This is a genomic window from Neobacillus citreus, assembly GCF_018343545.2.
GTDB classification, from domain to species: Bacteria; Bacillota; Bacilli; order Bacillales; family Cytobacillaceae; genus Neobacillus; species Neobacillus citreus.
Genome location: NZ_JAGYPE020000029.1, coordinates 42,399 through 65,569 on the forward strand (window position 1 = coordinate 42,399; position 23,171 = coordinate 65,569).

Here is a 23,171-nt window from a genome sequence, read left to right on the forward strand (position 1 = left end):
TATTCAATCAAACTAGTTAACTATCAATTTATTATGGATACATCGGGATATCTTGAAGACCTGCCCGCTCATCCCAGCCGTTCATTATATTTGCATTTTGGATTGCTTGCCCTGCCGCCCCTTTTACTAAGTTGTCAATAACGGATATGATGGTCAGGCGGTTGGTCCGTGGGTCAACATGCAGGCCGATATCGCAATAGTTGCTTCCCCAAACTTCTTTAGTTGCTGGCACTTTTCCGACTGGCCTTACCCTTACAAATGGTTTATTTTTATAAAATTCATCATATATTTGATGAACATCTTCGGTAGTAACCTTTTCTTTTAGTTTCAAATAAATGGAACACATAATTCCTCGAGTCATTGGCACCAAATGTGTTGCAAAAGAAATCGTTATTGGTTGGCCGCTTTCGTCTGTAAGGACCTGTTCGATCTCCGGAATGTGCTGATGTGCGCCTAGTTTATATGCCTTTAGGTTTTCATTGATTTCGGCGTAATGGCTGGTGAGAGAAAGTCCCCGTCCTGCTCCGCTTACACCCGACTTTGCGTCAATTATGATAGAATCGCTGTCTGCAAGGTTTGATTTCAAGATAGGAATTAATCCCAGCGTAGATGCTGTTGGATAGCAGCCTGGATTCGAAATTAGGTTCGCATTTTTAATATTTTCTCCATAAATTTCACTTAAGCCATATACCGCTTCATTCAAATAATTTTCAGGTGCCGGTGAATGCTTATACCAAGTTTCATATACTTCCGGTGACCTCAACCTGAAATCTCCAGATAGGTCGATACATTTTATACCAGTCTCCTTCAATTGAGGGACAAGGTTACTGCTGACACCGGATGGCGTAGCTAAAAATACAATCTCATTTTCTTTAGCAATATTTTGAACATCAAACTTTTCCAAGGGTTGTTCTATAATCTCCGACAAATGCGGATAGCTTTCACTAAAGTTACTTCCTGCTTGAGAGTTAGAAATAACTGAACCAACCTCCAAATATGGATGCTTTTGGATTAATCTAATTAGCTCGATTGCTCCATATCCTGTTCCACCAATAATCGCTGCTTTCAATTCTTTCAACTCCTAAGTACCGTTAATAATGAATTATTATACATCCATATATATAATTATTCAATGCAAAAATCACATATTTTTCAGATTTAATTCTATTTTCAGGTATAAATCCGTGTAAACGCTTTCAATTTTTCTTAAATAAATATACAACTATTTATGCAATAATCCATAAAAAAAAGCCCATAAAGGGCCTGATACTATGTATTCTATTTATTGATTTAACAAGTTTAACATAGTTCTTAATTCATTAACCGCAATTTGTCCGGGGGCAGAACCAACCTTTGCCGCACCGAAAGTCAGTGCCGAACCAAATCCGGCTACACGAGTGATGGCCCCTTTTTGGCCCATCGAAATGGTAATAAACGGTCTGTCTGCATATTTTTCATACATTGTATTTGTTGCATCTAACATTGTAAGTACATCTTCATTTGTTTTAGGCATTACGGCAATTTTCGGGAGGTCCCCTCCAAGTTCCTGTGCCCTGCGTAAGCGTGATACAATTTCTTCCTTTGGGGGGGTTTTTTCAAAATCATGGTTGGAAACAATCACTAAAACATTGTGTGAATGAGCAACGTTAATTAGTGTTTTAACATCCTTTTCTTCATTAAATAACTCCACATCAACCAAATCAACCTTGCCAGTCTGCGAGATTTCCATATTTAAATTGATGTAATCTGCGTGGCTGATTTCCCTTTCTCCACCTTCCTTCGCACTTCGGAAAGTAAAGATTAAGGGGGTGTCAGTTAATACACTACGAATATTGTTAAGTGCCTCTTTTACTTGCAAGATGTCCTCTACCTGCTCGAAATAGTCAACCCGCCATTCTACAAGGTCAAGGTCTAATGTCTTTAGCAGTCTGGCTTCTTCCATTAATTGGGGTGTTGTTCTCCCTACCATTGGTACACATATTTTAGGTGCACCTTCACCTAACGTTAACCCCTTAACTTTAATTGTTCTCTTCATTACTTACACCTTCTCTAAAATTTCATCGGCAATTTGCTCAGGAGATTTGTTATCAGTACTAATTTTTAATTGATGGTTAGAATAAATTTCTCTTCTATTATTATAAAGTTGTTCCATTTCTTCGATTGTTTTTCCATGCAGGACTGGGCGGCTGTCAATGATAAGGTCTAACCGTTCTTTCCAGCATTCAAAAGAAATATCAAGTAAAATGACTGTAGCCTTGGATAAACAGACCGTGCGTATATCTTCTTGAAGAAAGGCACCGCCGCCTAACGAGAGAACTAGGTTCTTTTCTTCATTTAAGCTAGTGATTAGGCTTTTTTCCTTTTCTCTAAAAACCTTTTCGCCATATACTTTAAATATTTGCGAAGGGGGCATTTTGAATTCCTCTTCAATTAATTCATCTGTATCAATAAATTGCCGATTTAGTTTCTCTGCAACAAGTTTTCCTACAGTTGTTTTTCCTGCTCCCATAAATCCGATAAAAATGATGTTTTTATTTTCTGTGTTTTGGCGTACCGTCAAAATTTTCAACTCCTATCTTAGATGCGTAGGACATTTTCAACCTGTTCCATCTTGATTTTGTCCTCCATCGTCTCTATGAAGGATATTTTCAATCGAATAACTTCGTCTTAGCCCTTCATCCTATTATGAAAGATATTTTACCAAAACACCACAAGAAACTTAAATATTCTGCAAACTCATAAACTAGCACCCCAACAGAAAAGAGACCCCTCTAGGAGCCTCCCACGTTATTGTTTCATCTTCGGATCAAGCACATCGCGCAACCCGTCCCCCATCAGGTTAAAACCTAATACAGTCAGCATAATCGCCATACCTGGGAAGAACAATGTCCACGGTGCTTGGGTAATATAGTTCTTAGAATCAGCGAGCATTTTCCCCCATTCAGGCTCTGGCGGTTGGGCGCCTAACCCTAGGAAACCAAGAGCTGCCGCTTCAATAATCGCAGTTGCAATCGCCAAGGTTGCTTGGACAATGACCGGGGAAATACTGTTCGGCAAAATATGCCTCAACAGAATCCGGGAATCCTTCATCCCGATAGCCCTGGCTGCCATGATATACTCCTCCTGCTTGACGCTCAACACCTTCGAACGAACTAGTCGGCCAAAGTTTGGGATATTGATTACCGCAATCGCGATAAGAGCATTTCGTAAAGACGGTCCCAAAATAGACACTACTGCAATCGCTAATAGAATACTAGGAAACGCCAGCATAACATCAAAAACCCTTGAAATGATGGCATCCACCCAGCGGCCGTAATAACCGGCAACAATACCAAGTAGAGTTCCAACTACTACAGATCCTAATACGGAAAAGAATCCAACCCATAAAGAAATTCGCGCACCATATAAAATCCTTGAAAAAATGTCCCGGCCAAAGTCATCCGTGCCAAACCAATGCTTACTTGACGGGGCCTGCATCCGGTCGGCCAAAACTTGTTCTTTGAATCCGTATGGCGCCACCCAAGGAGCAATAAACGCAATAACAATAAAAAATAGCACGATACCCAAGCCAACCACGGCCAGTTTATTTTTATAGAAAGATTGCAGTGCTTCCTTCCATGGAGGTGTCAGCTTTTCTTCAGCAGGTACCACCGGGATATCTGCTGTATTTTTAGCAAGTTCAGCCACATTAACTCCCCCCTACTTATTGTATTTAATCCGTGGATCAACAAAGACATACATTAAATCCACAATTAAGTTAATCAATACGAAAATGGCGGCGATAAGCAAAATTCCTGACTGGATAACTGGATAATCTCGATACGCAATCGCGTCATATAGGTATCGTCCGATTCCCGGCCAGCCAAAGATTGTTTCTGTTAAAATTGCCCCTCCCAAGAGGAGACCAGTTTGCAAACCGATAACCGTTAAAACAGGAATAATGGCATTTTTTAAAGAATGTTTGTAAACTACCCAGAACATCCTTAAGCCTTTCGCACGTGCTGTACGAACGTAATCCGAGCGCATGACCTCAAGCATGGTGGCGCGCGTCATCCGCGCAATGATTGCCATTGGAATTGTCGCCAGTGCAAGGCTTGGAAGAATTAAATGCTGAACAACAGTCCAAAATTGATCGAATCTCCCCTGCAGCAAGGTATCAATTAAATAAAGATTCGTAATCGCTGTGATGGGATCCCTAACATTCTCCCTGCCAGTAGTAGGCAGCCAGCCTAATTCAATCGAAAAAGCCCACTGCTCCATTAGACCGAGCCAGAAAATCGGCATTGAAACACCTACTAGGGCAAGAACCATTGCCACATAATCAAACCATGATTTAGAGAACCAGGCGCTGATGATTCCTGCGTTTACGCCGACAATGACAGCGATAATCATCGCAACCAGAGTCAATTCAAATGTTGCCGCTAGATATGGCCAAATCTCCACGTTGATTGGGCCTCTAGTTCTCAAAGAGGTACCTAAATCCCCTTGAAAAAGCTGGCCAATATAATCGAAATATTGTATGTACCAAGGCCTGTCCAACCCTAATTCCCTTGTTAACGTTGCAATCGCTTCAGCAGTAGCCCTTTGTCCAAGGATCACCTGGGCAGGATTCCCTGGAATCGCATGGATAATCGCAAACACCACGAGCGTCATCCCGAATAAAACAGGGATTAAGGAAAGAATTCGGCGAACTGTGTAAGTAAACATTTGTTTCACCTCTTTTTTTCAAAAGTTCTTTTCTAAAAGATTGCTGTTTCGTTAATTCGCTAATAGAACCTCGAAATTCGCTAATAAAATGCATTAATTCGCTAATAGAACTCAAAAATTCGCTAATAGAGTGTAGTTTTACACCTTTTTCGATCCCTTAAATACGGCAAACTGTACCTTTTGTTGATAAAAGGGGAGGAAAAAAACTCCCTCCCCCATTCAAGATGGATTATTTAAAGTACACTTTTGTCAGAGCTTCAGAACCAGTTGGGTGCGGCAGATAGTCTGCTACATCCTTAGCTGCTGCTAACAGCGGTGTTGAGTGAACAAGCGGTACCCATGGAGCGTCTTCATGAATGATTTCCTGTGCTTTCTTGTAAAGCTCGTTACGCTTAGCTTGTTCTGTTTCGGTCTGCGCTGCAATCAATACATCATGAAGCTCGTCATTGCTGTATTGAGAGTAGTTGTTGCTGCCGATGCTGTCTTTATCAAGCAATGTGTATAAGAAGTTATCAGGGTCACCATTGTCACCAGTCCAGCCAAGCATGAACATGTCAAACTCGCCCTTAGCGGCCTTATCTAGGTAAGTAGCCCAGTCAACAGATTGAATCTTCGCTTTAACATTGATTTTCGCTAAGTCTGCTTGGATAACCTCTGCAACTTTTTGTGCTTCAGGCATATAAGGACGTGCTACAGGCATTGCCCATAGGTCGATTTCAAAGCCTTTCTCATAGCCTGCTTCTTTCAATAATGCTTTTGCTTTTTCTAAATCGTAATCATAATCCTTGATGCTATCGTTATAGCCTTCAATGGAAGGAGGCATAGGGTTCTTCGCTGCAAGAGCCTTTCCGCCGTAGAATGCTTTGATAATATCTTTCTTATTAACTGCATGGTTAATTGCTTGACGGACAAGCTTGTTATCAAATGGCTTACGAGTAGTTGTTAAGCCTAGGTAACCAACGTTCATAGATGGACGCTCAATTACTTGAAGCTTGTCATTTCCTTTAACTGTTGCTTCGTCAGAATTGTTCAAGCCATCCATAACATCGATTTCGCCATTAGCAAGAGCGTTTAGACGTGCAGTGTTTTCCGGAATAACACGGAAGACTACTTTGTTTAACTTAGGAAGACCCTTTTGCCAGTAGTCAGGGTTCTTTTCAAGTGTAATCGTGTCGTTTTGCTTCCACTCTACGAATTTGAATGGACCTGTTCCAACCGGATTTTTTCTAAAGTCGTCGCCGTATTTTTTCACAGCCGTTGGGCTTGCGATACCGAATGGAGACATGGCCAGGTTCTTTAAGAATGGAGCCTGTGGTCTTTTTAAAACAAATTGTACTGTGTGCTCGTCAACTGCTTTCACTTCTTTAATGACGTGCCCTTCGTCAGCTTTATAGCCGCCAAACATTGTGTAGTACGGGAATTTATCTTCGTTCCCGTTCATCCAGCGGTCAAAGTTAAAGACAACAGCGTCTGCATTGAAGTCAGTTCCGTCGTGGAATTTTACACCTTGGCGTAAATTGAAGGTATAAGTTAATCCATCATCGGATACTGTCCACTTTTCAGCAAGGCCAGGATTTACAGTCGTATCTTGGTCACCATACTGCAAAAGCGTTTCAAAAATATTCTCAGTCACTTTGAAGGCTTCCCCTTCAGTTGTAGTGATTGGGTCTAAGGATGTGGAGTCACCGCCACGGCCATAGACTAGCGTATCTTTTGCTGAACCGCCGCTAGTAGCAGGCTCTTTCTTGCCGCCTGTTTCTTTGGTCGTTTCGCCGCCGCAGCCTGCTAAGAACATGCTGAGGGCCAATAAGGAAATCAACAGCAATTTAATTGACTTTTTGCTCATAAGCGTTTTTTTACCCCCTAAAGCTTTTTTATTTATCATCAATGCCGCCTATTACTTGTTATACAAATGACAGGCAACAAAATGACCATTAAGATTGTGTTCTATTGGTCTAGTAGTTTTACAAATATCCATGCACTCCCCGCATCTTGTGTGGAAAGCACAGCCTGATGGCGGATTTGCCGGGCTTGGCAGTTCACCTTCTATTAAAATAGTCTTCTTTTTGACATCCGGGTCCGGAATCGGGACTGCGGACAGCAATGCTTTCGTATAGGGATGCTTTGGATTTTCATAGAGTTCCTCACTATCAGCTAACTCTATCAATCTTCCTAAATACATCACGCCAACGCGGTCGCTGATATGGCGAACCACACCTAGGTCATGAGCGATAAATATGTAGGTTAACTGGAACTCCTTTTGGATGTCCTTCATCAGGTTCAGGACCTGTGCTTGAATCGAAACATCGAGTGCGGATACCGGTTCGTCGGCAATAATCAGCTTTGGCTTTGTCATCAATGCTCTAGCGATGCCAATCCGCTGGCGCTGCCCGCCGCTGAATTGATGCGGATAGCGTTTCGCATGATAGCTGCTCAAGCCTACAACCTCAAGCATTTCCTTAACACGTTTTTGGCGTTCCGTTTTTGTTCCAATTCCGTGCACAATTAATGGCTCTTCAAGAATTTGCTCTACCGAATGCCGAGGGTTCAATGAAGCATAGGGATCCTGGAAAACCATCTGGATATCGCGGCGAACCTTTCTTAATTCAGATTTCGACATACTTGTAATCTCTTTATCTTCAAAAACAATTTTTCCATCACTAGCTTCAATTAAGCGCATAAGCAAGCGGCCGGTCGTTGATTTGCCACAGCCGGATTCGCCTACGATGCCTAAAGTTTCACCTTTTTTCACATAAAAAGAAACATCATCAACGGCCTTTACTTCCCCTTGTTTTTTTCCAAAAAGTCCGCCGGTGATTGGAAAGTACTTTTTTAAACCATTAACCTCAAGAAGTAACTCCGACATGATTGTCACTCTCCTCTTTCAATGTATGTAGGAAACAGCGCACTTCATGTCCGTCTTTTTCCGATTTAAATAATTGTGGAGAATCGGTATGGCATTGATCAAACGCTTCCGCACATCTGGCGGCGAAGCGGCAGCCATTGGTAACAGTGCCTGGGACCGGAACCGTTCCTGGAATGCTGTAGAGTCGTTCTTTCTTGCCTCTCAAGTCCGGGACCGATTTCAATAATCCTTTTGTGTAGGGATGCTGCGGGTCTTTTAGAATTCTTCTGACATCGCCCTGCTCAACGATTTGTCCGGCATACATGACGACGACACGTTCACATATTTCTGCGACTACGCCCAAATCATGAGTAATAAGGATGATGGATGTTTTCGTTTTTTCATTTAAATTCTTCATTAAGGCAAGGATTTGTGCCTGAATGGTGACGTCAAGTGCCGTTGTCGGCTCGTCCGCAATCAGGACTCTTGGGTTGCAGGCCATCGCCATGGCGATCATCACCCGCTGCCGCATGCCGCCTGATAATTGATGCGGATGTTCTTTTAAAATCCCTTCCGCTCTTGGTATTCCAACTAGCTTAAGTAATTCAATGCTTCGGACTCTTGCCTCTGCCTTAGAGAGGTCGGTATGTAAACGAATGGCTTCCATCAACTGATTCCCGATGGTAAACAGTGGGTTTAAGGACGTCATCGGCTCCTGAAAAATCATCGAGATTTGGTTGCCGCGGATTTTCCGCCACTCTTTTTCTGTTAAATTCGTTAAATCAGTTCCATTAAAAATAATTTCGCCCTTTTCAATTTTTCCTGGCGGTGATGGAATTAAGCCCATCGTTGCTAAGGAGGTGACACTTTTACCGCTGCCGGATTCCCCTACAATTCCTAGGATTTCGCCTTCCTTAAGTTCAAAACTAATCCCATCCACTGCAGGTAAGAGCTTTTTTCCGGATTGGAAGGATACTTTTAAATCGTTTATTCGAAGAATGGAATTTTGATCCATACTAAACACCTGCCTGACTAGACTATTATTTTCAAATGAATAGCATTCTGAAATATTATAATATAATAAATTTTAAAATTATTATGACATAAATCACCCTGTAAGCGCTATCTAAAAATGTCATTTGGGGGAAAATTTTTTAAATGAGGAAAAAATAGGGATAATACTTTAAAGCGTTAAAGTGGCAAAAAACGCAGAAAATGGCAATTTAATCCGTTAACGTAAAGAGGCCAGGCCCTTGCGTTCTCTTATATTACGCAGTGTTGGCCTGACCTCAATGGTTAGTTATTTTTTATACCAGTATATATTTGAATAGCATCTCTTAGAAACTCGGCCGTTCCCGGCTGGTCTTTATCATAGTAGGCTTTGAATCTTTCATCGTCGACGTACATTTGCGCCAATCCCGCATGGGCTTCTTTACTGTATTCCTTCCAGTAATAGGTGAGCCAGCGCTTATGGAGGTCTGCTGCTTTCTGTGCCAACTCTCCTGCCGGATTGCCAGTTTTCATAGCCTCCGCTAAGGTGGTTTTAATTTCCTCGCCTAACGCGGTGACCTCTTGATACTGCTCCTCGGTCATCTTCATGACCTTGGCATTCGATTGATTGACCACATCATCGCCATACTGGGCGCGAACTTCCTTTCCATATTTTTTCTCATTTTCATCTATCATTTTCTTCTTGAAGCCTTCGAATTTTTCTTTATTAGACATCTTGAATCTCCCTTCTTTCATCGCGATTGTCTTTTCAACATTCGCGATTAACAAGTCTAATTGTTCCCGCTTTTCGAGGAGCTTTTGGCGATGTTCCATGAGTGCTGCGGCACCATCGAAGGAAGGGTCCGTTACAATCTCCATGATTTGGTCGAGACTAACACCTAACTCCCGGTAAAACAGAATTTGCTGAAGCCGATCCACTTCTGCCTGCCCGTATATTCGGTAGCCTGATGAATTGATTCGTGCCGGCTTAAGAATCCCTATTTCATCATAATACCTTAGCGTCCGGGTGCTAATCCCTGCCAAACTCGCAAGCTTTTGCACCGTATATTCCATTCCTCTCACCTCCTCACCAACAACGATACACCTTAACGCAACGTCAATGTCAATCACTAGTATGCCTATATTTTTTAAAAATTTCTTTGCACAAATTGTCGAGCAGTTTTAATAATAATTGGTTCTTTCTCCCTTTATAATGAGAGGGTGATTGTACTATTTTTAGAGGTTGAAAGGGGAAAGCAAAGATGGCTAAATTAGTTGTTATTTATGATCAACCGAAGGATCAAGAAGGTTTCGAAAACTATTATTTCAATGTTCATATTCCTTTAGCAGAAAAACTGCCTAATATCACAGGTGCGGAGGTTCACCGCGTTTTGCAAAAGCAAAATACGAGCGATAACCAATACCTTCTTGCAGAACTTCATTTTGAAAACCCAGCCATTCTAGCTCAGTCATTAGCATCCCCTGAGGGCCGTGAAGTCCAGGCAGACGTGGCCAATATGATGCAATTTCTGAATAAGCCCCCAGTTGTTTTAATCGTGGATTAATTAATAGGGATATTAGCAAGCAGCAGGCACCAGTGCCTGCTGTTTTTTCATTCCAGAGAAACTATCTGTCATGGTTTGTCCCCATTATTGCATATGTATTACAAAGGGGGCGGACAAAAATGCATACTTCATTTTCAACTATGAATCTACTGCGCTATTCAGTCGCATACGTGTTTATCATCTCGGGTTTAATGAAACTGCTTAACACTGATTTAGCAAACTATTTTTTGAGCCTGGGCCTGCCATATCCTCAGCTCATGTTGAAGCTTGTCATCCTTCTAGAAATAGGCTGCGGGGCTTTAATCCTAGCGGGTAAAGCTGTAAAAAATGCCGTCATCCCCTTAATCGCAATTATGATAGCCGCTATTTTATTAACGAAGCTGCCTACAATTAACACAGGGCTTTTGCAATTCGCTTTTAACGCCCGCTTAGACATCGTCATGTTAGTTCTATTAATCGCTTTATACAAACGAAATCCGTAAAGATCAAAAACACAGGCCCGACAGCGGACCTGTGTTTTTTCCTATCTATTGCAAATCATTATAAACCTTCGTCAACAATACACGATTTGGGTCTTGGCTTAACTCCCACATCATCGCTCCGCCTAAGCCCATTGATTTAATAAAAGTAGTCTTGTAACCCATTGATTCTTCATCATCATAGCTGATAAATTGCGAGCCATTAAACAGCCACGGCACTTTGGAATCTGGTTCCCAATAGCGGATAAACCCACTCTTGTTCAGGTAGTTTGTGACGATATCTGCGTAACTAAGCGCTTTTCCTCCGCCAGTAAAAGTCTGATACAATCCGTAATTTGCATTTGTAACTTGATTATAGATTCTTCCGTAAAAAGGAACACCCATAACAATCTTATTAGCTGGCACACCCTTATTTAAATAGGTTTGCACCGCATCCTGAACGCTCCATTCGGAATAAAATTTCGACACAGGATCGCGGTATAATGGAGCATTCAGCCCTGTCAATGTATCCCATTCACCATGTATGTCATAGGTCATTAACTGAATATAATCGACATATTCCTGCAGCAGGTTTAACTCCGTATTGTTGGCAAAACCTTCACCGGCGCCGCCGGCAATTGTCAACAGGTATTGCTTTCCATCTTTAGCGCTTTGGGCAGCAAACGTTTCACGAATTTTTTTCAATAAAAGCGTAAAGTTCTGCTTATCCTCTGGGCGATTGATATTATCGCTTTCTCCTCCAGCGACCGGATATTCCCAGTCTAAGTCTACTCCATCAAAGCCGTATTTTAAAATAAACTCTAAACAGCTATTAGCAAAAATAGTCCGCGATTCCTCGGTCAGCGCGACATCCGAAAACTTTTCCGACCATGTCCAGCCGCCCACTGAGATCAAGGTTTTAAGCTGTGGGTACTGAGCTTTTAACTTCGTTAATTGATAGAAATTCCCTTTGTAAGGCTGGTAAGCCGTATCTCCCGGAAATGCCTTTTCCACATCAGCAAAAGAATCTCCAAGGGCAATTTTTCCATCAGTAGAAATTTTAGCAAATGCGTAATTTAGATGGGTTAGCTTTGAAGCATCAATGTTAGAAACCTGAAAATTAGAATAGGTAGACCAGCCCGCGTAATAGCCGACCTTTTTAAATGAACCCGGCATTGGCGCTGGTGTCACCGTATTTTGGACAAGAACAGTCCTCGAAACCTGGGCAACTTGGTTTGCTGTATCGTAAACGATCACTTTCAGAATTTGCTCGCCATCCGGCACCCATGGGTCAGTCGCCCAATTAGCCGTATAAGGCGCGGCAGTGGCCGTTTTGATTAGGTACCCGCCATTGCTGCTGTAGAACTCTACCTTGCTGACTCCCTTGTCATCGCTTGCATTGACTGACAAGGTGACAATTCCGCTGATGGTTTTGCCATCTGCTGCAATCGGAGAAACCTGGATGTCACTTACCACCGGCAGCTGATCGACAACAGTAGTTGCTGCCGTCGTCACCTTTAAGGTATTACTTGCAGCAGAAACATTGCCTTTAACGTCACGCGCTTTGACATAAAAGCTGTACGAAGTACTCGGATTAAGACTCTTCACAACGAATTGCACTGCCGCGGTATTTCCTATGTATCTACTATCCTGGTAAACATCATAACCGGCAACCCCAACGTTATCTGTGGAACTATTCCAAGCAAGCGACACTGTTGAATCTGTAACATTGGCGGCACGCAGGTTGGTTGGCGCTGTTGGCGCTGTGCGGTCTGGTTTGGCGGCCTCCGCAATCCCTAAATTTGTAAAAAAGCTAGCTAATAATAAAAGAATAACTGCAAAAATAGACGCCTGTTTATTCCATTTCATCCCCCTGATTTCCTTCCTCTCTATTAAAATAGTAAAGTCTTGATTTCATTTTAATATAAAGAAACATTCGTAATATACAGGAAATATTAGTCATAATTCGCCAATAACAACCTATGATAAAATAATAGAAATGAAAATTTGGGAAGGGAAAAAACATGGATTTAAAAGAAAAGGTAAAAAATCTCCCCCTCACACCCGGGGTTTATCTGATGAAGGATTCTGCCGGCCAAATCATCTATGTAGGAAAAGCCAAAAATCTGAAGAATCGCGTTCGGTCCTATTTCCAGCATTCCAAGACTCATTCCAAAAAAACGCAAAAACTTGTTTCTACCTTAAAGGATTTTGACTACATCCTGACCGACACAGAGTTTGAAGCTTTTCTGCTGGAATGCCAGTTAATCAAAGAAATCAAACCTTTTTTCAACTGGAAGATGAAAAACCCGCAGAACTATTCCTATATCGTTGTGAAAATGGACGAGCGTTATCCCTCACTTGAAGTAACGAATGTTTACATTGAAAATGACGGAAATCTTTATTTCGGACCGTTTATCAGTAAATTTGCAGTGGAAAAAGCGGTCCAGGGGATCAAGGAATTTTTTAAAATTAGCTGCAGCAGCCGTTCCTCAGGAAGTTCTCCCTGTTTGAATCATTCTCTTGGTCTCTGCATCGGTTTGTGCATTGGGAAAGTCTCGAGAGAAAAATATGATAAGATTTTAAACCGCATTATTGCTTTGATCAAAGGAAATGACTTAAGCCCATTTGCGGAAATGGAGGAAAAAATGGCTGATGCTGCGGAGCAATTGGATTTTGAACTGGCCGCAAAGTATAAAGGGTATTTGGAGGCAATCAGTTTTCTTCATTATAAAGAGGATGTCATTGATTTTGCGGAGGCCAATCAAAATATCGTCACGATTGAATTTTTGGATGACGGCACTTTTAAACTCTTTTTAATCAAAGGTAACAGGGTGTTGTTTTCTGAGAAGTATTTGCTGGAGGGAACGGATGTCGATGCAACGGTAAAGTCGAATATCTTGACCTTTTTCAAAGGTGCCAGGGATGAAACTCCCCTTATTGTCCACAAAGAAGACCTTGATGAAGCGCAAATTATTTATAACTATTTAACCGGTAATCATGGCAGGTACGTCCTAATTCCTGATGCTTGGCTTACCACGCAGGATCACACTCTCATGGATGATGCCATTCTAAAATTGCTATCAAAGCCCTAGAAATCTCGAGGGCTTTTTTATTATGGATAAATTACCTGACAAGGGTAAGGATATTATTTATTTGAAAATAATAACTATTTTAAAAACACTTTCTTTTTGATTAAGCAATTCCTAAAAACACGATAAAATCAATGTTTTTAAACAGTTTGTAAATACAATCCAGAAAAATATTTTTGACGATTCTAAACTATAAAAGTATTATAAAATAATAAAAGGAGGTAGATTTATGTCAAACATAAATAAACAGAAAATTGTGGACAGTGTACCTCAGAAGGGTTTTTTCGGTCACCCTAAAGGCTTATTCACACTGTTCTTCACAGAGTTTTGGGAACGCTTTTCTTATTATGGAATGAGAGCAATTCTTGTATACTATATGTACTATGAAGTTTCCAAGGGCGGTCTTGGCATGGACCAGACACTAGCATTGTCTATCATGTCCATTTATGGATCGCTTGTTTATATGTCTGGTATCATTGGCGGCTGGCTGGCGGACCGGATTTTCGGTACATCAAAAGCAGTGTTTTATGGCGGTATTTTGATCATGTTTGGTCATATTGCACTTGCCATTCCCGGAAGCATAGCGTTATTCTTCGTCTCCATGGTATTAATCGTACTTGGAACTGGATTACTAAAACCGAATGTTTCCACCGTGGTCGGTGACCTGTATGCAGAGAACGACAATCGTCGTGATGCAGGTTTCAGTATTTTCTATATGGGGATTAACCTTGGGGGCTTTATTGCACCATTAATCGTTGGATCCCTAATGGGTGTAAGCTTCCATTTAGGATTTGGTATCGCCGCAGTTGGTATGTTCGTAGGATTAGTAATGTTTGTACTGACAAAGAAGAAAAATCTTGGACTGGCAGGTACTACAGTAGCAAACCCGCTGTCACCTGCTGAAAGGAAAAAAGTCTTTACTTATATTGGATTAGGCATTGTCGTGATTGCCGTAATTTGCGCCATTGCGATTCCTAATGGCTATTTAACATTTGAAACATTTGTTAACCTAATTGGTATTTTGGGTATCTTAATTCCTACTATGTACTTTATTGTCATGTACCGAAGCAAAAAAACAACATCGGTGGAACGCTCTCGATTAATCGCTTATATTCCGTTATTTATCGCGTCTGTTATGTTCTGGGCGATTCAAGAACAGGGTTCAACGATTTTAGCAAACTATGCGGACAAACGTACCCAGCTTGATTTTGCAGGACTTCATATTTCTCCTGCATGGTTCCAATCCTTAAATCCATTATTCGTTATTATATTAGCTCCTGTTTTTGCATGGCTTTGGGTGAAGCTCGGTAAAAGAGAACCGAATATTCCACAGAAGTTTTCATTAGCATTATTGTTCTCTGGTTTATCATTCATCGTAATCTTGCTTCCTGCTTACTTTGGCGGAACTGATTCTTTGGTAAACCCATTATGGTTGGTGCTTAGCTATTTAATTTGCGTACTTGGTGAATTGTGCTTATCACCAGTTGGATTATCGGCAACAACGAAGTTAGCTCCTGCTGCGTTTTCTGCACAAACAATGAGCTTGTGGTTCCTATCTAGTGCTGCAGCCCAGGCCATCAATGCGCAAATCGTAAAATTCTACACTCCGGAAACAGAAATGGTCTACTTTGGTACGGTTGGAGGAGCTTCATTAGTATTAGGTTTCATCCTTCTAATGCTTGCTCCGAAAATTCAGGGATTTATGAAAGGAATTCGTTAACGATAAAAAGGAGTCTGCCCTAATGGTGCAGACACCTTTTTTAATTTTCTATGTTTTATTGAAATAGTAATTGTTGGTTAACATGTAATAAGAATTCCAATCTTCAAAATAGAAAACCGATAAGCACTTAGTTCCACAACTTTTATTGCAATATATACTTAATTGGCAATCTTTCTAATTTTGCCTTTTTCATATATTTTATTGACGTTTTAATTATTATTAAATTAAGATAATTATATTAAAATAATAATATATCAACGGAGGAAATTATATGGATGCTACAATGGATCGTCAACTGAATTCCAAGCAATCAAAGAAGCACCCCCCTGGACTATACCTCTTATTTATGACAGAAATGTGGGAACGTTTTAGTTATTACGGCATGAGAGCTATTCTTGTTCTTTATCTGACTAAATCATTAGTCAGCGGCGGATTAGGAATGAAAGAAAGCACCGCCCTAATGTTATACGGATTTTTTACCGGTGCAGTTTATTTCACACCGTTAATTGGCGGTTATTTATCTGATAGGTTTTTAGGCCAGAGGCTTGCTGTTACGATTGGCGGTATTACAATGGCCCTTGGTAACATTGTATTGTTCTCTAATCAAAGTTTCACTGCCGTTTATATTGGTTTAGGATTATTAATTATTGGTAACGGCTTCTTCAAACCGAATATCTCTACTATTGTTGGTGAGCTTTATGACGCTAAAGACAAACGCCGCGATGCTGCGTTTACGATTTTCTATATGGGCATTAACACAGGTGCATTCTTCGCTCCATTAATCATTGGTTTTATTACTGATAAGTGGTTTGCGGTACATGTACATGGCGTAATTGAATATGGTTATAAATATGGATTCCTTGCATCTGCAATCGGAATGATTATTGGCCAAATTCTATTTAATGCTTTAGGCAATCGTTTCTTAGGCGAAATTGGCAAAAAGCCAGTTGGAAAACCACAGGCTTCAAAATCTGGCACTACACAAAATCAAAAAATGACGAAGGTAGAAAAAAACAGAACAATCGTGATTTTCATTTTAGCTGCTTTTGTTGTCTTTTTCTGGGCAGGATTCGAACAGGCTGGCGGCGCATTAAGTATCTATACAGATAAGTTCGTAGACCGCACCCTTTTTGGCTGGGAGATTCCAACCTCATGGTTCCAATCTGTTAACCCGTTATTTATCATTCTTTTAGCACCTGTTGTTTCAATGTTATGGGTAAAACTTTCAAACAGCAAACGGGGAGATTTACCGGTACCAACGAAAATGGCATTTGGTATGATTCTTTTAGGAGCGGGCTTTATTGTTTTATTATTTGCCATCATGCAAACAGGCAGTGATGATAACCATATTACAACAAAAGCTAACATCCTGTTTATCGTTTTCACGTATCTGCTCCATACAATTGGTGAGCTGTTCTTATCGCCAGTTGGGCTATCCTTTGTAAGTAAGTATGCACCTGTGAAATTCGCCTCTTTATTAATGGCAGTTTGGATGGCCAGCTCTTTTGTGGCAAACCTTCTTGCCGGCCAATTAGGTGCCTTTACTGAAACAATGGGTTACTTTGAAGTATTCTCTGTCATTGGTATCGCTGTAATTGTCCTTGGCTTGATTCTCCTTACACTTTCCAAAAAGCTTGTGAAAATGCTGGGTGAAGATGAAACAAAAGAAGCGAAGCAAGCTGCATAAGCTTTTAACGCTGCGCTACTGATTAAAAAAGGACGAAGGCTCTCAGATAAAGCCTTCGTCCTTTTTTATTTTTTATTAATCAAATGTTTTACTCCATAAATAGGGTGATACAACAGCATCCACGGGCCGGAGTAGCGCATGACGGCTTTGATTTTTTGTCGGTAGGATGGTTTATAACAGTGAACTTTACAATGGGAGCAGGATGATTTCTCCTCACCAAAACGGCAGAAGGAGAGCCTTAACATACAGTAGTTTTTCAACTCCTGACATTCATTGCACAAACCATTGGGATGTTTATGCTTGCGGCGGCAATAAATCTCAATCATTTGCTTGACGATTTCTTTTTCCTTTTGGATAACTGGACCAGTGTTTGGTTCTATTAAACGCGCTCCCATGTTAAAAACCTCCTACTTTTAGATTATAAATCCTTATCTCTTACCTTTAACATATCATGGAATCTATTAAATAGATGGAATACTATTTACAATTTCCGCACATTTAGAAGCAATAGAAAAGTGGCCACTCCATTTTGGCCACCTTACCTAAAATGACAAAAAATCACTCATTTGGAGTACTTTTTGTCACTAGAATTCATGAAAAAAAGACCGGACAATTCCGATCTTTTGAGTATGAACCCTATTCCTTTTCCATCGCCGCAAATACTTCTTTTGCTGTTCTGAAGCTGTCAATTGCTGCAGGAACACCACAGTAGATAGCCGTCTGCAAGAATACCTCTTTAATCTCATCCTTTGTTAGGCCATTATTGATCGCTCCCCTAACATGCAGCTTCAGTTCATGCGGGCGATTGAGCGCCGTAATCATCGCAAGGTTAATAATGCTTCTCGTTTTTCTATCAAGGCCCGGTCTGCCCCACACTTCTCCCCAGCAGTATTGTGTCACCAATTCTTGCATTGGCATATTAAAATCATCCGCATTCTGAATGGATCCATCTACATATTCAGCACCTAATACACTTCTTCTAATTTCTAGTCCTTTTTCAAATAACTCTTTATTCATGATCATTTCTCCTATCTATTTTTATTAATGTTTTTCATGCAATGCATGGAATTAAAGCGTTAAGCGATTCTTACTGCTATACCTTCTAGCCCTTCCACTGCCGGGAACTTTTCCATTACAGCAGGATCATGGCCTGGGATGATCAGGTCCGGAGACTCGTCCAGGTCGTTGACAAAGTCAAATGCATCATACATCTGGGCAAGGTTGGCGACGATTGAACTCGGCCGGTCTTCTTGGATGTTTTTATAAAAATGGCTCACATCCGAAGCAAGAATGACTTTTCCTTTTTCCGTGGGTACCTCAACCACCTGCAGCCCCTCGGAATGCCCACCCGTTTTATGTACAGAGATTCCCGGCAGGATTTCCTTGCTTCCATTGACAAACTTGACCCGGCCTTTAAAATTTTCCTGTACCAAATGAACCACATCATCCGGTCTTACATGGTGCAGAAATTCTTTTCTGGACGCATATTTGCCTGTCCAAAAGGCCATCTCTGCTTCCTGAACGATAAATTGGCCATTCGGGATTTTATCCGCATTACCCAAATGATCGTAATGCATGTGGGTAATCACCACCTGCGAAACTGAGTCAACTTCGACGCCAAACTCCGGCAGGAGGCTGATCGGGCAGCGCAGAAACGTACGTTTTCTTTTTTTTGCTTCCTCTTCATTGAATCCTGTATCCACGACAATGGCATGCTGATCCGATTTTATAAGCCAGATGAAATAATCCATGGTCATGGAGAAATCTTCATGCGGATCGGCCGGGCCGTGGAAATAGCTGCTGCACGTAGCGTCACGGGTCGCGTATTTGATCGCATAAACCTCATACTTAGGCGCTTCATTCATTGTCATAAGAACCTCCTTCCCATCAGCATTTTATCGACAGATTGTGAAGCTGACCGACCCTAATGCGTACAACCTCTCACTTTTTCGGGTGACGTGCTTATGAAACTACCTCCTTTTTGTGCAAGCGTTCATTCGAAATCTTTTCTAAAAACTTAATAATTTCCGTATGGTCCTGCTCAGGTTCTCCCGTTCTTGCAGCGCCTTCATAGACTTGCTCGATTAAAGAAGCGAGAAGAACTGGTACTTTTGTGTCCTTGGCGATGTTATTGACCATGCCTACGTCTTTTAGTAATAAATCTAAAGAGAACCCTGAGTTATAGGTTTCCGGCAGGATAAAGGTCGGTAACTTATAATGGGTGGAGAAGCTTTGTCCTGAGCTTGTATTGATTGTTTCCAGCGCCACATTCAAATCGATGCCAAGTTTATTAAGCAGGATCATTGCTTCACATGAAGCATAAAGGGATGTCGCAGACAGGTAGTTGTTAACCGCCTTGAGTGCATGCCCTGCCCCGGACTGTCCGACTAGATTAATTGCTTTGCCTAGACATTCTAAAATTGGCAGCACCTTCGAATAATCCTTCTCCTCGGCTCCGACCATAATAGTAAGAGTTCCAGCCTTGGCTCCTTTGACGCCTCCAGATACCGGTGCATCAATTAAGGTTAAACCGAAGTTTTTCGCTTCCTCTGCCAGCTTTCTTGTGCTGAATACATAGGAACTGCTCATATCAATGATAATCCCGCCACTCTTCATGGAGTGAAACAACCCGTCTGTTCCAGCTAAAATAGCTTCTACGACGCTGGAATTTGGCAGCATCGTGATCACAATGTCATTTTGTTTTGCTAATTCAAGAATGGAAGTTGCAACGATGGCCCCCTTTTCTTGCAGAGGTTTCATTGCCTCAACGTTGGTATCATAAACGGTAAGGCAGTAGCCGGCATCCAACATATTTTCGGACATCCACCTTCCCATTTTCCCTATTCCGATAAAACCTATCTTCATAAGCTCTCATCCCTTCATTTTATTGTGCTTCACTCTACTCTGGAAATAATATTTCCAGTGACCGAAGCGAACGAATCTCCTGTTCATATATCGCTCGTTTTCCTGCACTAACGTCTTTTTCTATTAAAGCCTTTACCTGTTCCCTATGTTCATTTAAAGAAGAGGTTAAGTTGGAACCTTGAGCCATTGATAGCATTCTAAAAGGACGAGCAGATCGCCTTAAGGATAAATACATTTCACTTAAAACCTTATTGTTAGCGATGGAAAAAATTAAATGGTGGAATTCTTCATTTAATTCATAGTAAAGCTCAAGATCATAGTCCTTAACTGCTCGCTCCTGCATTTTGATAACGTTTTCAAGTTTATCAATGCCATCTTGATCAATTTTGACGATTGCTTTTTCCATCGCAATTTCTTCAAGTCGGTAAATAACATCATACAATTCATAAATATCTGTTCTCGTAAATCTTCTTACTACTACCCCTTGATGGGGAACTCTCTGCACCAGCCGATCCCGTTCTAGCATAAGGAGGGCCTCGCGAACCGGTGAACGGCTTGTCTTAAATTCCTCTGCTATAGCAGCCTCGACCAGATGTTCACCCGGGTGTAGAATTCGCTTTCCTATTCTGGCAGTAATTTCTTCAGCAATCTTAATAGCGATTGTCTTCTTTGCATTCGTTTCCATATTTCCTCCCGATCAAATCAAGCATACAACATTGTCGACAATTTAGTATGTAACCATTATGCCATTTAGCAGATAATTCGGTCAATAGTCAATTTTTATAATATTCATAAAATATCTAATTGCATTTACCCATGGAAGCATCCTCTTTATTTGTGCCCTACCAAGCGCACATAAAAAAGTACTCCTCCGAGTACTTTTTTAGATAACTTTATACCTCTTGCAAATCCTTGTGAAAAACAATATCGTTCAAGGCTAATTGCAGCGTTCCTTTAAACTCTACCTTATGACTGATATCGACTCCCGAGCTAATAAGGCTTTTGACAATTTCCGCCCGCATACCGGTGAGAATCGTTTTACAGCCCATCATCGAAAAGCCTTGGATGATTTGGACAAAGTTCCGTGCGGCTTCTTTTTCCATCGAGGCCACACCTGAAAGGTCGATAATTAACGTTTGAATTTGCCGATACTCAATTTCAGTCAGCACTTTATTCTGAATCGTTGAAATACGCAGATCATCAAGTGTTCCAATTAAGGGCAAAATGCAAATCTCTTTATTAATTGGAATAATTGGAACAGATAGGTTTTCAACAAGCTTTCTTTGGTTCTCCAGCAATTCATCCTTATATTTCGTATACGTTATAAAAAAGTGTGTCAGGAACTGATCAATTAATTCATTTATACTTTTTTCCAATGAAAAGAATGTAATTCTATCAGTCTCCAATTTATTGAAAGCATCAAAGTTATAGAGAAAATCCCAAAGTGTTCGGCGAATCGCCTGAATCCATTCCAACTTAAACGCAAGGGTCAAGGAATGCTTTGCCCAAGCCATCCCCTCCTGCTTGGCAAATGAGATTAGTTCATGTTCCCGACCTTCAACGACATATAGAACTAACTTATGGGCATTGTTAAGTAAATTAATTCCGACATTATGTATATCATCAATTTTGTCACTTACATTCGTCGCCTCAGCCAGCAAACGGTCCTCAAATAATTTTTGATTTTCCAAAAAGTATTCTTTTATTGAATATTTATCGTCAAACATAACATCCAATTTTCTCACACCCCGTTGTGTTTTTTGCTGCTGCTGAGGTAGCCTAATCGTAAAATTAGTTCCTTGATTTTTCTTGCTGTCAACCAAAATCATGCCGCCATGCTGATAAATGACTGAGAACACCTGAGCAAGTCCCATCCCTGTCCCCTGATCTTTGGTCGTAAAAAAGGGCGTGCCTAATAGTGAAAGCTTCTCCTCGGGAATGCCAACTCCTGTATCTTGAATCGTCACAATGACTTCATTATTCTTTGTGTAATGTTTTAGAGTAATGGCGCCTTCCCCGTCAATCGCTTCAATTGCATTTTTAATTAAATTAAAGAAAGCCTTTTTAAATTGATTTTTCCTGCCGTAAATAGCAGCACCAGTATCTTGAAAATCAGTTTGGATGGTAATCTCATACATCTTGTCCTGGAATAGGTTAATGATGGATTCCAATTCGACTGACAAATAAATAGTTTGGAATTCTTCGTCCTCCAGATCGGGCTTAGAAACCTGAAGGAGATTATTTAAAGTTTTCAGGGCGTTATCCAATTCGGAATGAGCAATTTCTAGGTATTCATTTTTTTGATCCTGCTGCAAAAGCTGTAAAAACCCTTTGACCGCTGTTAATGGATTTCGCACTTCATGGGCAATTCCTGCAGCAATTTGGCCAATCGATGCCAGCTGGCTTAAATGATTTGTCATTCCGCTCTCTTTGTTATCCTTTTCTTCGATGTACATTTTCATATATCTCCTTTCCTACAACAAGGAACAAAAGGACTTATTTTCATAATTGGATATTTCTACTATCTAAATATTAGTTTACTAAAAAAACAAACAAGGTAAATACTCAGAAATATGCATTCTTTTCCATTTTATATAGTAAATAAGTTGTACTCCTACCTAAAAACTAAAAGTATTTTTAGGAAGAAAGACTCATTATTTTAGTTGTTCTTTTATTCCTTCTATGATGTCAAGGGGCATGACCCCATAATGAGAGAGAACTTTTGCTTTTTCTTGTCCGGCCCTTGCATGAAGGTAACTTGCGGCTATCATGGCGTGTAAGGGTTCGGCACCTTGGGCAAGAAATGAGGCAATCAGACCAGTAAGAACGTCCCCGCTGCCTCCTTTTCCGAGGGCGTCATGACCAAGCGGGTTTATATAGACCTGTCCATCCGGTGAGACAATAATGGACCGGTGGCCCTTCAAAAGCAAAAAAACATGGCTTTCCTTCGCATATTCCCGGGCAATATCGATGCGGTTTTCCTCCACCTCTTTGACAGACTTATTGACTAGCCTTGCCATTTCACCTGGATGTGGAGTGAAAACGACAGGTCCCTTATACTGGCGGACCAAGTCCATCAAGCTTCGTATGAAATAAAGGCCATCCGCATCAATGATCAAAACCTGACCGTTCATTGACCCAATTAGTAATTTGAGCCACTCCTCTCCGCCAGTAAACCGGCCCATCCCGGGACCAATGGCTACACAGTCAAACTGCTGAAGCTGCGGAATAATTTCATGAAC

At 41.0% G+C, this 23,171-nt stretch carries 22 protein-coding genes; 5 read left to right on the forward strand and 17 right to left on the reverse strand.

All coding sequences use genetic code 11. The features are described from left to right. Positions 1-31: 31 nt before the first annotated feature. From argC to KHB02_RS16180, 9 genes are all read right to left on the reverse strand, one after another. Complete coding sequence (argC, locus tag KHB02_RS16140) at positions 32-1,069, reverse strand: N-acetyl-gamma-glutamyl-phosphate reductase (RefSeq protein ID WP_213146679.1); 1,038 nt, start codon at positions 1,067-1,069, stop codon at positions 32-34. 213 nt (positions 1,070-1,282) lie between these two features. Beyond that, positions 1,283-2,035 (reverse strand): type I 3-dehydroquinate dehydratase, encoded by a 753-nt coding sequence (aroD, locus tag KHB02_RS16145; RefSeq protein WP_213146678.1) that lies wholly within the window; start codon positions 2,033-2,035, stop codon positions 1,283-1,285. A 3-nt stretch (positions 2,036-2,038) separates the two neighbouring features. Then, a complete protein-coding gene (locus KHB02_RS16150; RefSeq protein ID WP_213146777.1) occupies positions 2,039-2,509 on the reverse strand; it encodes a shikimate kinase in 471 nt (156 codons plus the stop codon). A 278-nt stretch (positions 2,510-2,787) separates the two neighbouring features. After that, a complete protein-coding gene (gene nikC / locus KHB02_RS16155) occupies positions 2,788-3,687 on the reverse strand; it encodes a nickel transporter permease (protein ID WP_213146677.1) in 900 nt (299 codons plus the stop codon). 12 nt (positions 3,688-3,699) lie between these two features. Beyond that, positions 3,700-4,707: an ABC transporter permease gene (locus tag KHB02_RS16160; protein ID WP_213146676.1), complete on the reverse strand. Its 1,008-nt coding sequence runs from the start codon at positions 4,705-4,707 to the stop codon at positions 3,700-3,702. Between the two features lie 229 nt (positions 4,708-4,936). Beyond that, a complete protein-coding gene (locus KHB02_RS16165) occupies positions 4,937-6,553 on the reverse strand; it encodes an ABC transporter substrate-binding protein (RefSeq protein WP_213146776.1) in 1,617 nt (538 codons plus the stop codon). Positions 6,554-6,604: 51 nt separating this feature from the next. Continuing rightward, a complete protein-coding gene (locus KHB02_RS16170; protein ID WP_213146675.1) occupies positions 6,605-7,573 on the reverse strand; it encodes an ABC transporter ATP-binding protein in 969 nt (322 codons plus the stop codon). Continuing rightward, positions 7,554-8,567, reverse strand: a complete 1,014-nt coding sequence (locus KHB02_RS16175) for an ABC transporter ATP-binding protein (protein WP_213146674.1) — start codon at positions 8,565-8,567, stop codon at positions 7,554-7,556. Before KHB02_RS16175 ends, KHB02_RS16170 begins: the two co-directional genes overlap by 20 nt. A 281-nt stretch (positions 8,568-8,848) precedes the next feature. After that, the gene (locus KHB02_RS16180) at positions 8,849-9,616 is read right to left on the reverse strand and encodes a MerR family transcriptional regulator (protein ID WP_213146673.1); all 768 of its coding nucleotides are present in this window, start codon (positions 9,614-9,616) and stop codon (positions 8,849-8,851) included. A 188-nt stretch (positions 9,617-9,804) separates the two neighbouring features. On the opposite strand from KHB02_RS16180, the gene KHB02_RS16185 reads away from it, so the two are divergent. Together KHB02_RS16185 and KHB02_RS16190 are read left to right on the forward strand one after the other, a co-directional pair. Continuing rightward, complete coding sequence (locus KHB02_RS16185) at positions 9,805-10,107, forward strand: EthD family reductase (RefSeq protein ID WP_213146672.1); 303 nt, start codon at positions 9,805-9,807, stop codon at positions 10,105-10,107. 119 nt (positions 10,108-10,226) lie between these two features. After that, a complete protein-coding gene (locus KHB02_RS16190) occupies positions 10,227-10,589 on the forward strand; it encodes a DoxX family protein (RefSeq protein ID WP_213146671.1) in 363 nt (120 codons plus the stop codon). A gap of 45 nt (positions 10,590-10,634) precedes the next feature. On the opposite strand, the gene KHB02_RS16195 is transcribed toward KHB02_RS16190, so the two are convergent. Further along, positions 10,635-12,434, reverse strand: coding sequence for a glycosyl hydrolase family 18 protein (locus tag KHB02_RS16195; RefSeq protein WP_213146670.1), 1,800 nt, complete (start codon positions 12,432-12,434; stop codon positions 10,635-10,637). Positions 12,435-12,589: 155 nt separating this feature from the next. On the opposite strand from KHB02_RS16195, the gene KHB02_RS16200 reads away from it, so the two are divergent. The 3 genes from KHB02_RS16200 to KHB02_RS16210 all read left to right on the forward strand — a co-directional run bounded on the left by KHB02_RS16200 (position 12,590) and on the right by KHB02_RS16210 (position 17,064). Next, positions 12,590-13,660, forward strand: coding sequence for a GIY-YIG nuclease family protein (locus KHB02_RS16200; protein ID WP_213146669.1), 1,071 nt, complete (start codon positions 12,590-12,592; stop codon positions 13,658-13,660). A gap of 226 nt (positions 13,661-13,886) precedes the next feature. Then, complete coding sequence (locus KHB02_RS16205; protein ID WP_213146668.1) at positions 13,887-15,377, forward strand: peptide MFS transporter; 1,491 nt, start codon at positions 13,887-13,889, stop codon at positions 15,375-15,377. Positions 15,378-15,648: 271 nt separating this feature from the next. Further along, positions 15,649-17,064: a peptide MFS transporter gene (locus KHB02_RS16210; protein WP_213146667.1), complete on the forward strand. Its 1,416-nt coding sequence runs from the start codon at positions 15,649-15,651 to the stop codon at positions 17,062-17,064. A gap of 65 nt (positions 17,065-17,129) precedes the next feature. Here KHB02_RS16210 and KHB02_RS16215 read toward each other — a convergent pair whose 3' ends face one another. The 7 genes from KHB02_RS16215 to KHB02_RS16245 all read right to left on the reverse strand — a co-directional run. After that, positions 17,130-17,459 carry a nitrous oxide-stimulated promoter family protein gene (locus tag KHB02_RS16215; protein WP_213146666.1) on the reverse strand — a complete coding sequence of 110 codons (330 nt, stop codon included), beginning with the start codon at positions 17,457-17,459 and terminating at the stop codon, positions 17,130-17,132. 241 nt (positions 17,460-17,700) lie between these two features. Next, positions 17,701-18,081 (reverse strand): 4-carboxymuconolactone decarboxylase, encoded by a 381-nt coding sequence (gene pcaC, locus KHB02_RS16220; RefSeq protein ID WP_213146665.1) that lies wholly within the window; start codon positions 18,079-18,081, stop codon positions 17,701-17,703. Between the two features lie 59 nt (positions 18,082-18,140). Then, a complete protein-coding gene (locus tag KHB02_RS16225) occupies positions 18,141-18,935 on the reverse strand; it encodes an N-acyl homoserine lactonase family protein (RefSeq protein WP_213146664.1) in 795 nt (264 codons plus the stop codon). A 91-nt stretch (positions 18,936-19,026) separates the two neighbouring features. Then, positions 19,027-19,929, reverse strand: coding sequence for an NAD(P)-dependent oxidoreductase (locus KHB02_RS16230; protein ID WP_213146663.1), 903 nt, complete (start codon positions 19,927-19,929; stop codon positions 19,027-19,029). 34 nt (positions 19,930-19,963) lie between these two features. Then, on the reverse strand, positions 19,964-20,614 hold the full coding sequence (locus tag KHB02_RS16235; protein WP_213146662.1) for a GntR family transcriptional regulator: 651 nt from the start codon (positions 20,612-20,614) through the stop codon (positions 19,964-19,966). 208 nt (positions 20,615-20,822) lie between these two features. After that, the gene (locus tag KHB02_RS16240) at positions 20,823-22,385 is read right to left on the reverse strand and encodes an ATP-binding protein (RefSeq protein WP_213146661.1); all 1,563 of its coding nucleotides are present in this window, start codon (positions 22,383-22,385) and stop codon (positions 20,823-20,825) included. Between the two features lie 198 nt (positions 22,386-22,583). Next, positions 22,584-23,171: NAD(P)H-hydrate dehydratase (locus KHB02_RS16245; protein WP_241113898.1), on the reverse strand; the 588-nt coding region annotated here is incomplete at its 5' end.

Coding starts and splice junctions, on each gene's coding strand:
- KHB02_RS16225 (WP_213146664.1), bottom strand. CDS start 18,935: ATGACAATGAATGAAGCGCCTAAGTATGAGGTTTATGCGATCAAATAC.
- KHB02_RS16235 (WP_213146662.1), bottom strand. CDS start 20,614: ATGGAAACGAATGCAAAGAAGACAATCGCTATTAAGATTGCTGAAGAA.
- KHB02_RS16240 (WP_213146661.1), bottom strand. CDS start 22,385: ATGTACATCGAAGAAAAGGATAACAAAGAGAGCGGAATGACAAATCAT.
- KHB02_RS16200 (WP_213146669.1), top strand. CDS start 12,590: ATGGATTTAAAAGAAAAGGTAAAAAATCTCCCCCTCACACCCGGGGTT.
- KHB02_RS16170 (WP_213146675.1), bottom strand. CDS start 7,573: ATGTCGGAGTTACTTCTTGAGGTTAATGGTTTAAAAAAGTACTTTCCA.
- KHB02_RS16160 (WP_213146676.1), bottom strand. CDS start 4,707: ATGTTTACTTACACAGTTCGCCGAATTCTTTCCTTAATCCCTGTTTTA.
- KHB02_RS16230 (WP_213146663.1), bottom strand. CDS start 19,929: ATGAAGATAGGTTTTATCGGAATAGGGAAAATGGGAAGGTGGATGTCC.
- KHB02_RS16205 (WP_213146668.1), top strand. CDS start 13,887: ATGTCAAACATAAATAAACAGAAAATTGTGGACAGTGTACCTCAGAAG.
- KHB02_RS16215 (WP_213146666.1), bottom strand. CDS start 17,459: ATGGGAGCGCGTTTAATAGAACCAAACACTGGTCCAGTTATCCAAAAG.
- KHB02_RS16175 (WP_213146674.1), bottom strand. CDS start 8,567: ATGGATCAAAATTCCATTCTTCGAATAAACGATTTAAAAGTATCCTTC.
- KHB02_RS16210 (WP_213146667.1), top strand. CDS start 15,649: ATGGATGCTACAATGGATCGTCAACTGAATTCCAAGCAATCAAAGAAG.
- pcaC (WP_213146665.1), bottom strand. CDS start 18,081: ATGAATAAAGAGTTATTTGAAAAAGGACTAGAAATTAGAAGAAGTGTA.
- KHB02_RS16195 (WP_213146670.1), bottom strand. CDS start 12,434: ATGAAATGGAATAAACAGGCGTCTATTTTTGCAGTTATTCTTTTATTA.
- aroD (WP_213146678.1), bottom strand. CDS start 2,035: ATGAAGAGAACAATTAAAGTTAAGGGGTTAACGTTAGGTGAAGGTGCA.
- KHB02_RS16190 (WP_213146671.1), top strand. CDS start 10,227: ATGCATACTTCATTTTCAACTATGAATCTACTGCGCTATTCAGTCGCA.
- KHB02_RS16150 (WP_213146777.1), bottom strand. CDS start 2,509: ATGGGAGCAGGAAAAACAACTGTAGGAAAACTTGTTGCAGAGAAACTA.
- KHB02_RS16165 (WP_213146776.1), bottom strand. CDS start 6,553: ATGAGCAAAAAGTCAATTAAATTGCTGTTGATTTCCTTATTGGCCCTC.
- KHB02_RS16185 (WP_213146672.1), top strand. CDS start 9,805: ATGGCTAAATTAGTTGTTATTTATGATCAACCGAAGGATCAAGAAGGT.
- KHB02_RS16180 (WP_213146673.1), bottom strand. CDS start 9,616: ATGGAATATACGGTGCAAAAGCTTGCGAGTTTGGCAGGGATTAGCACC.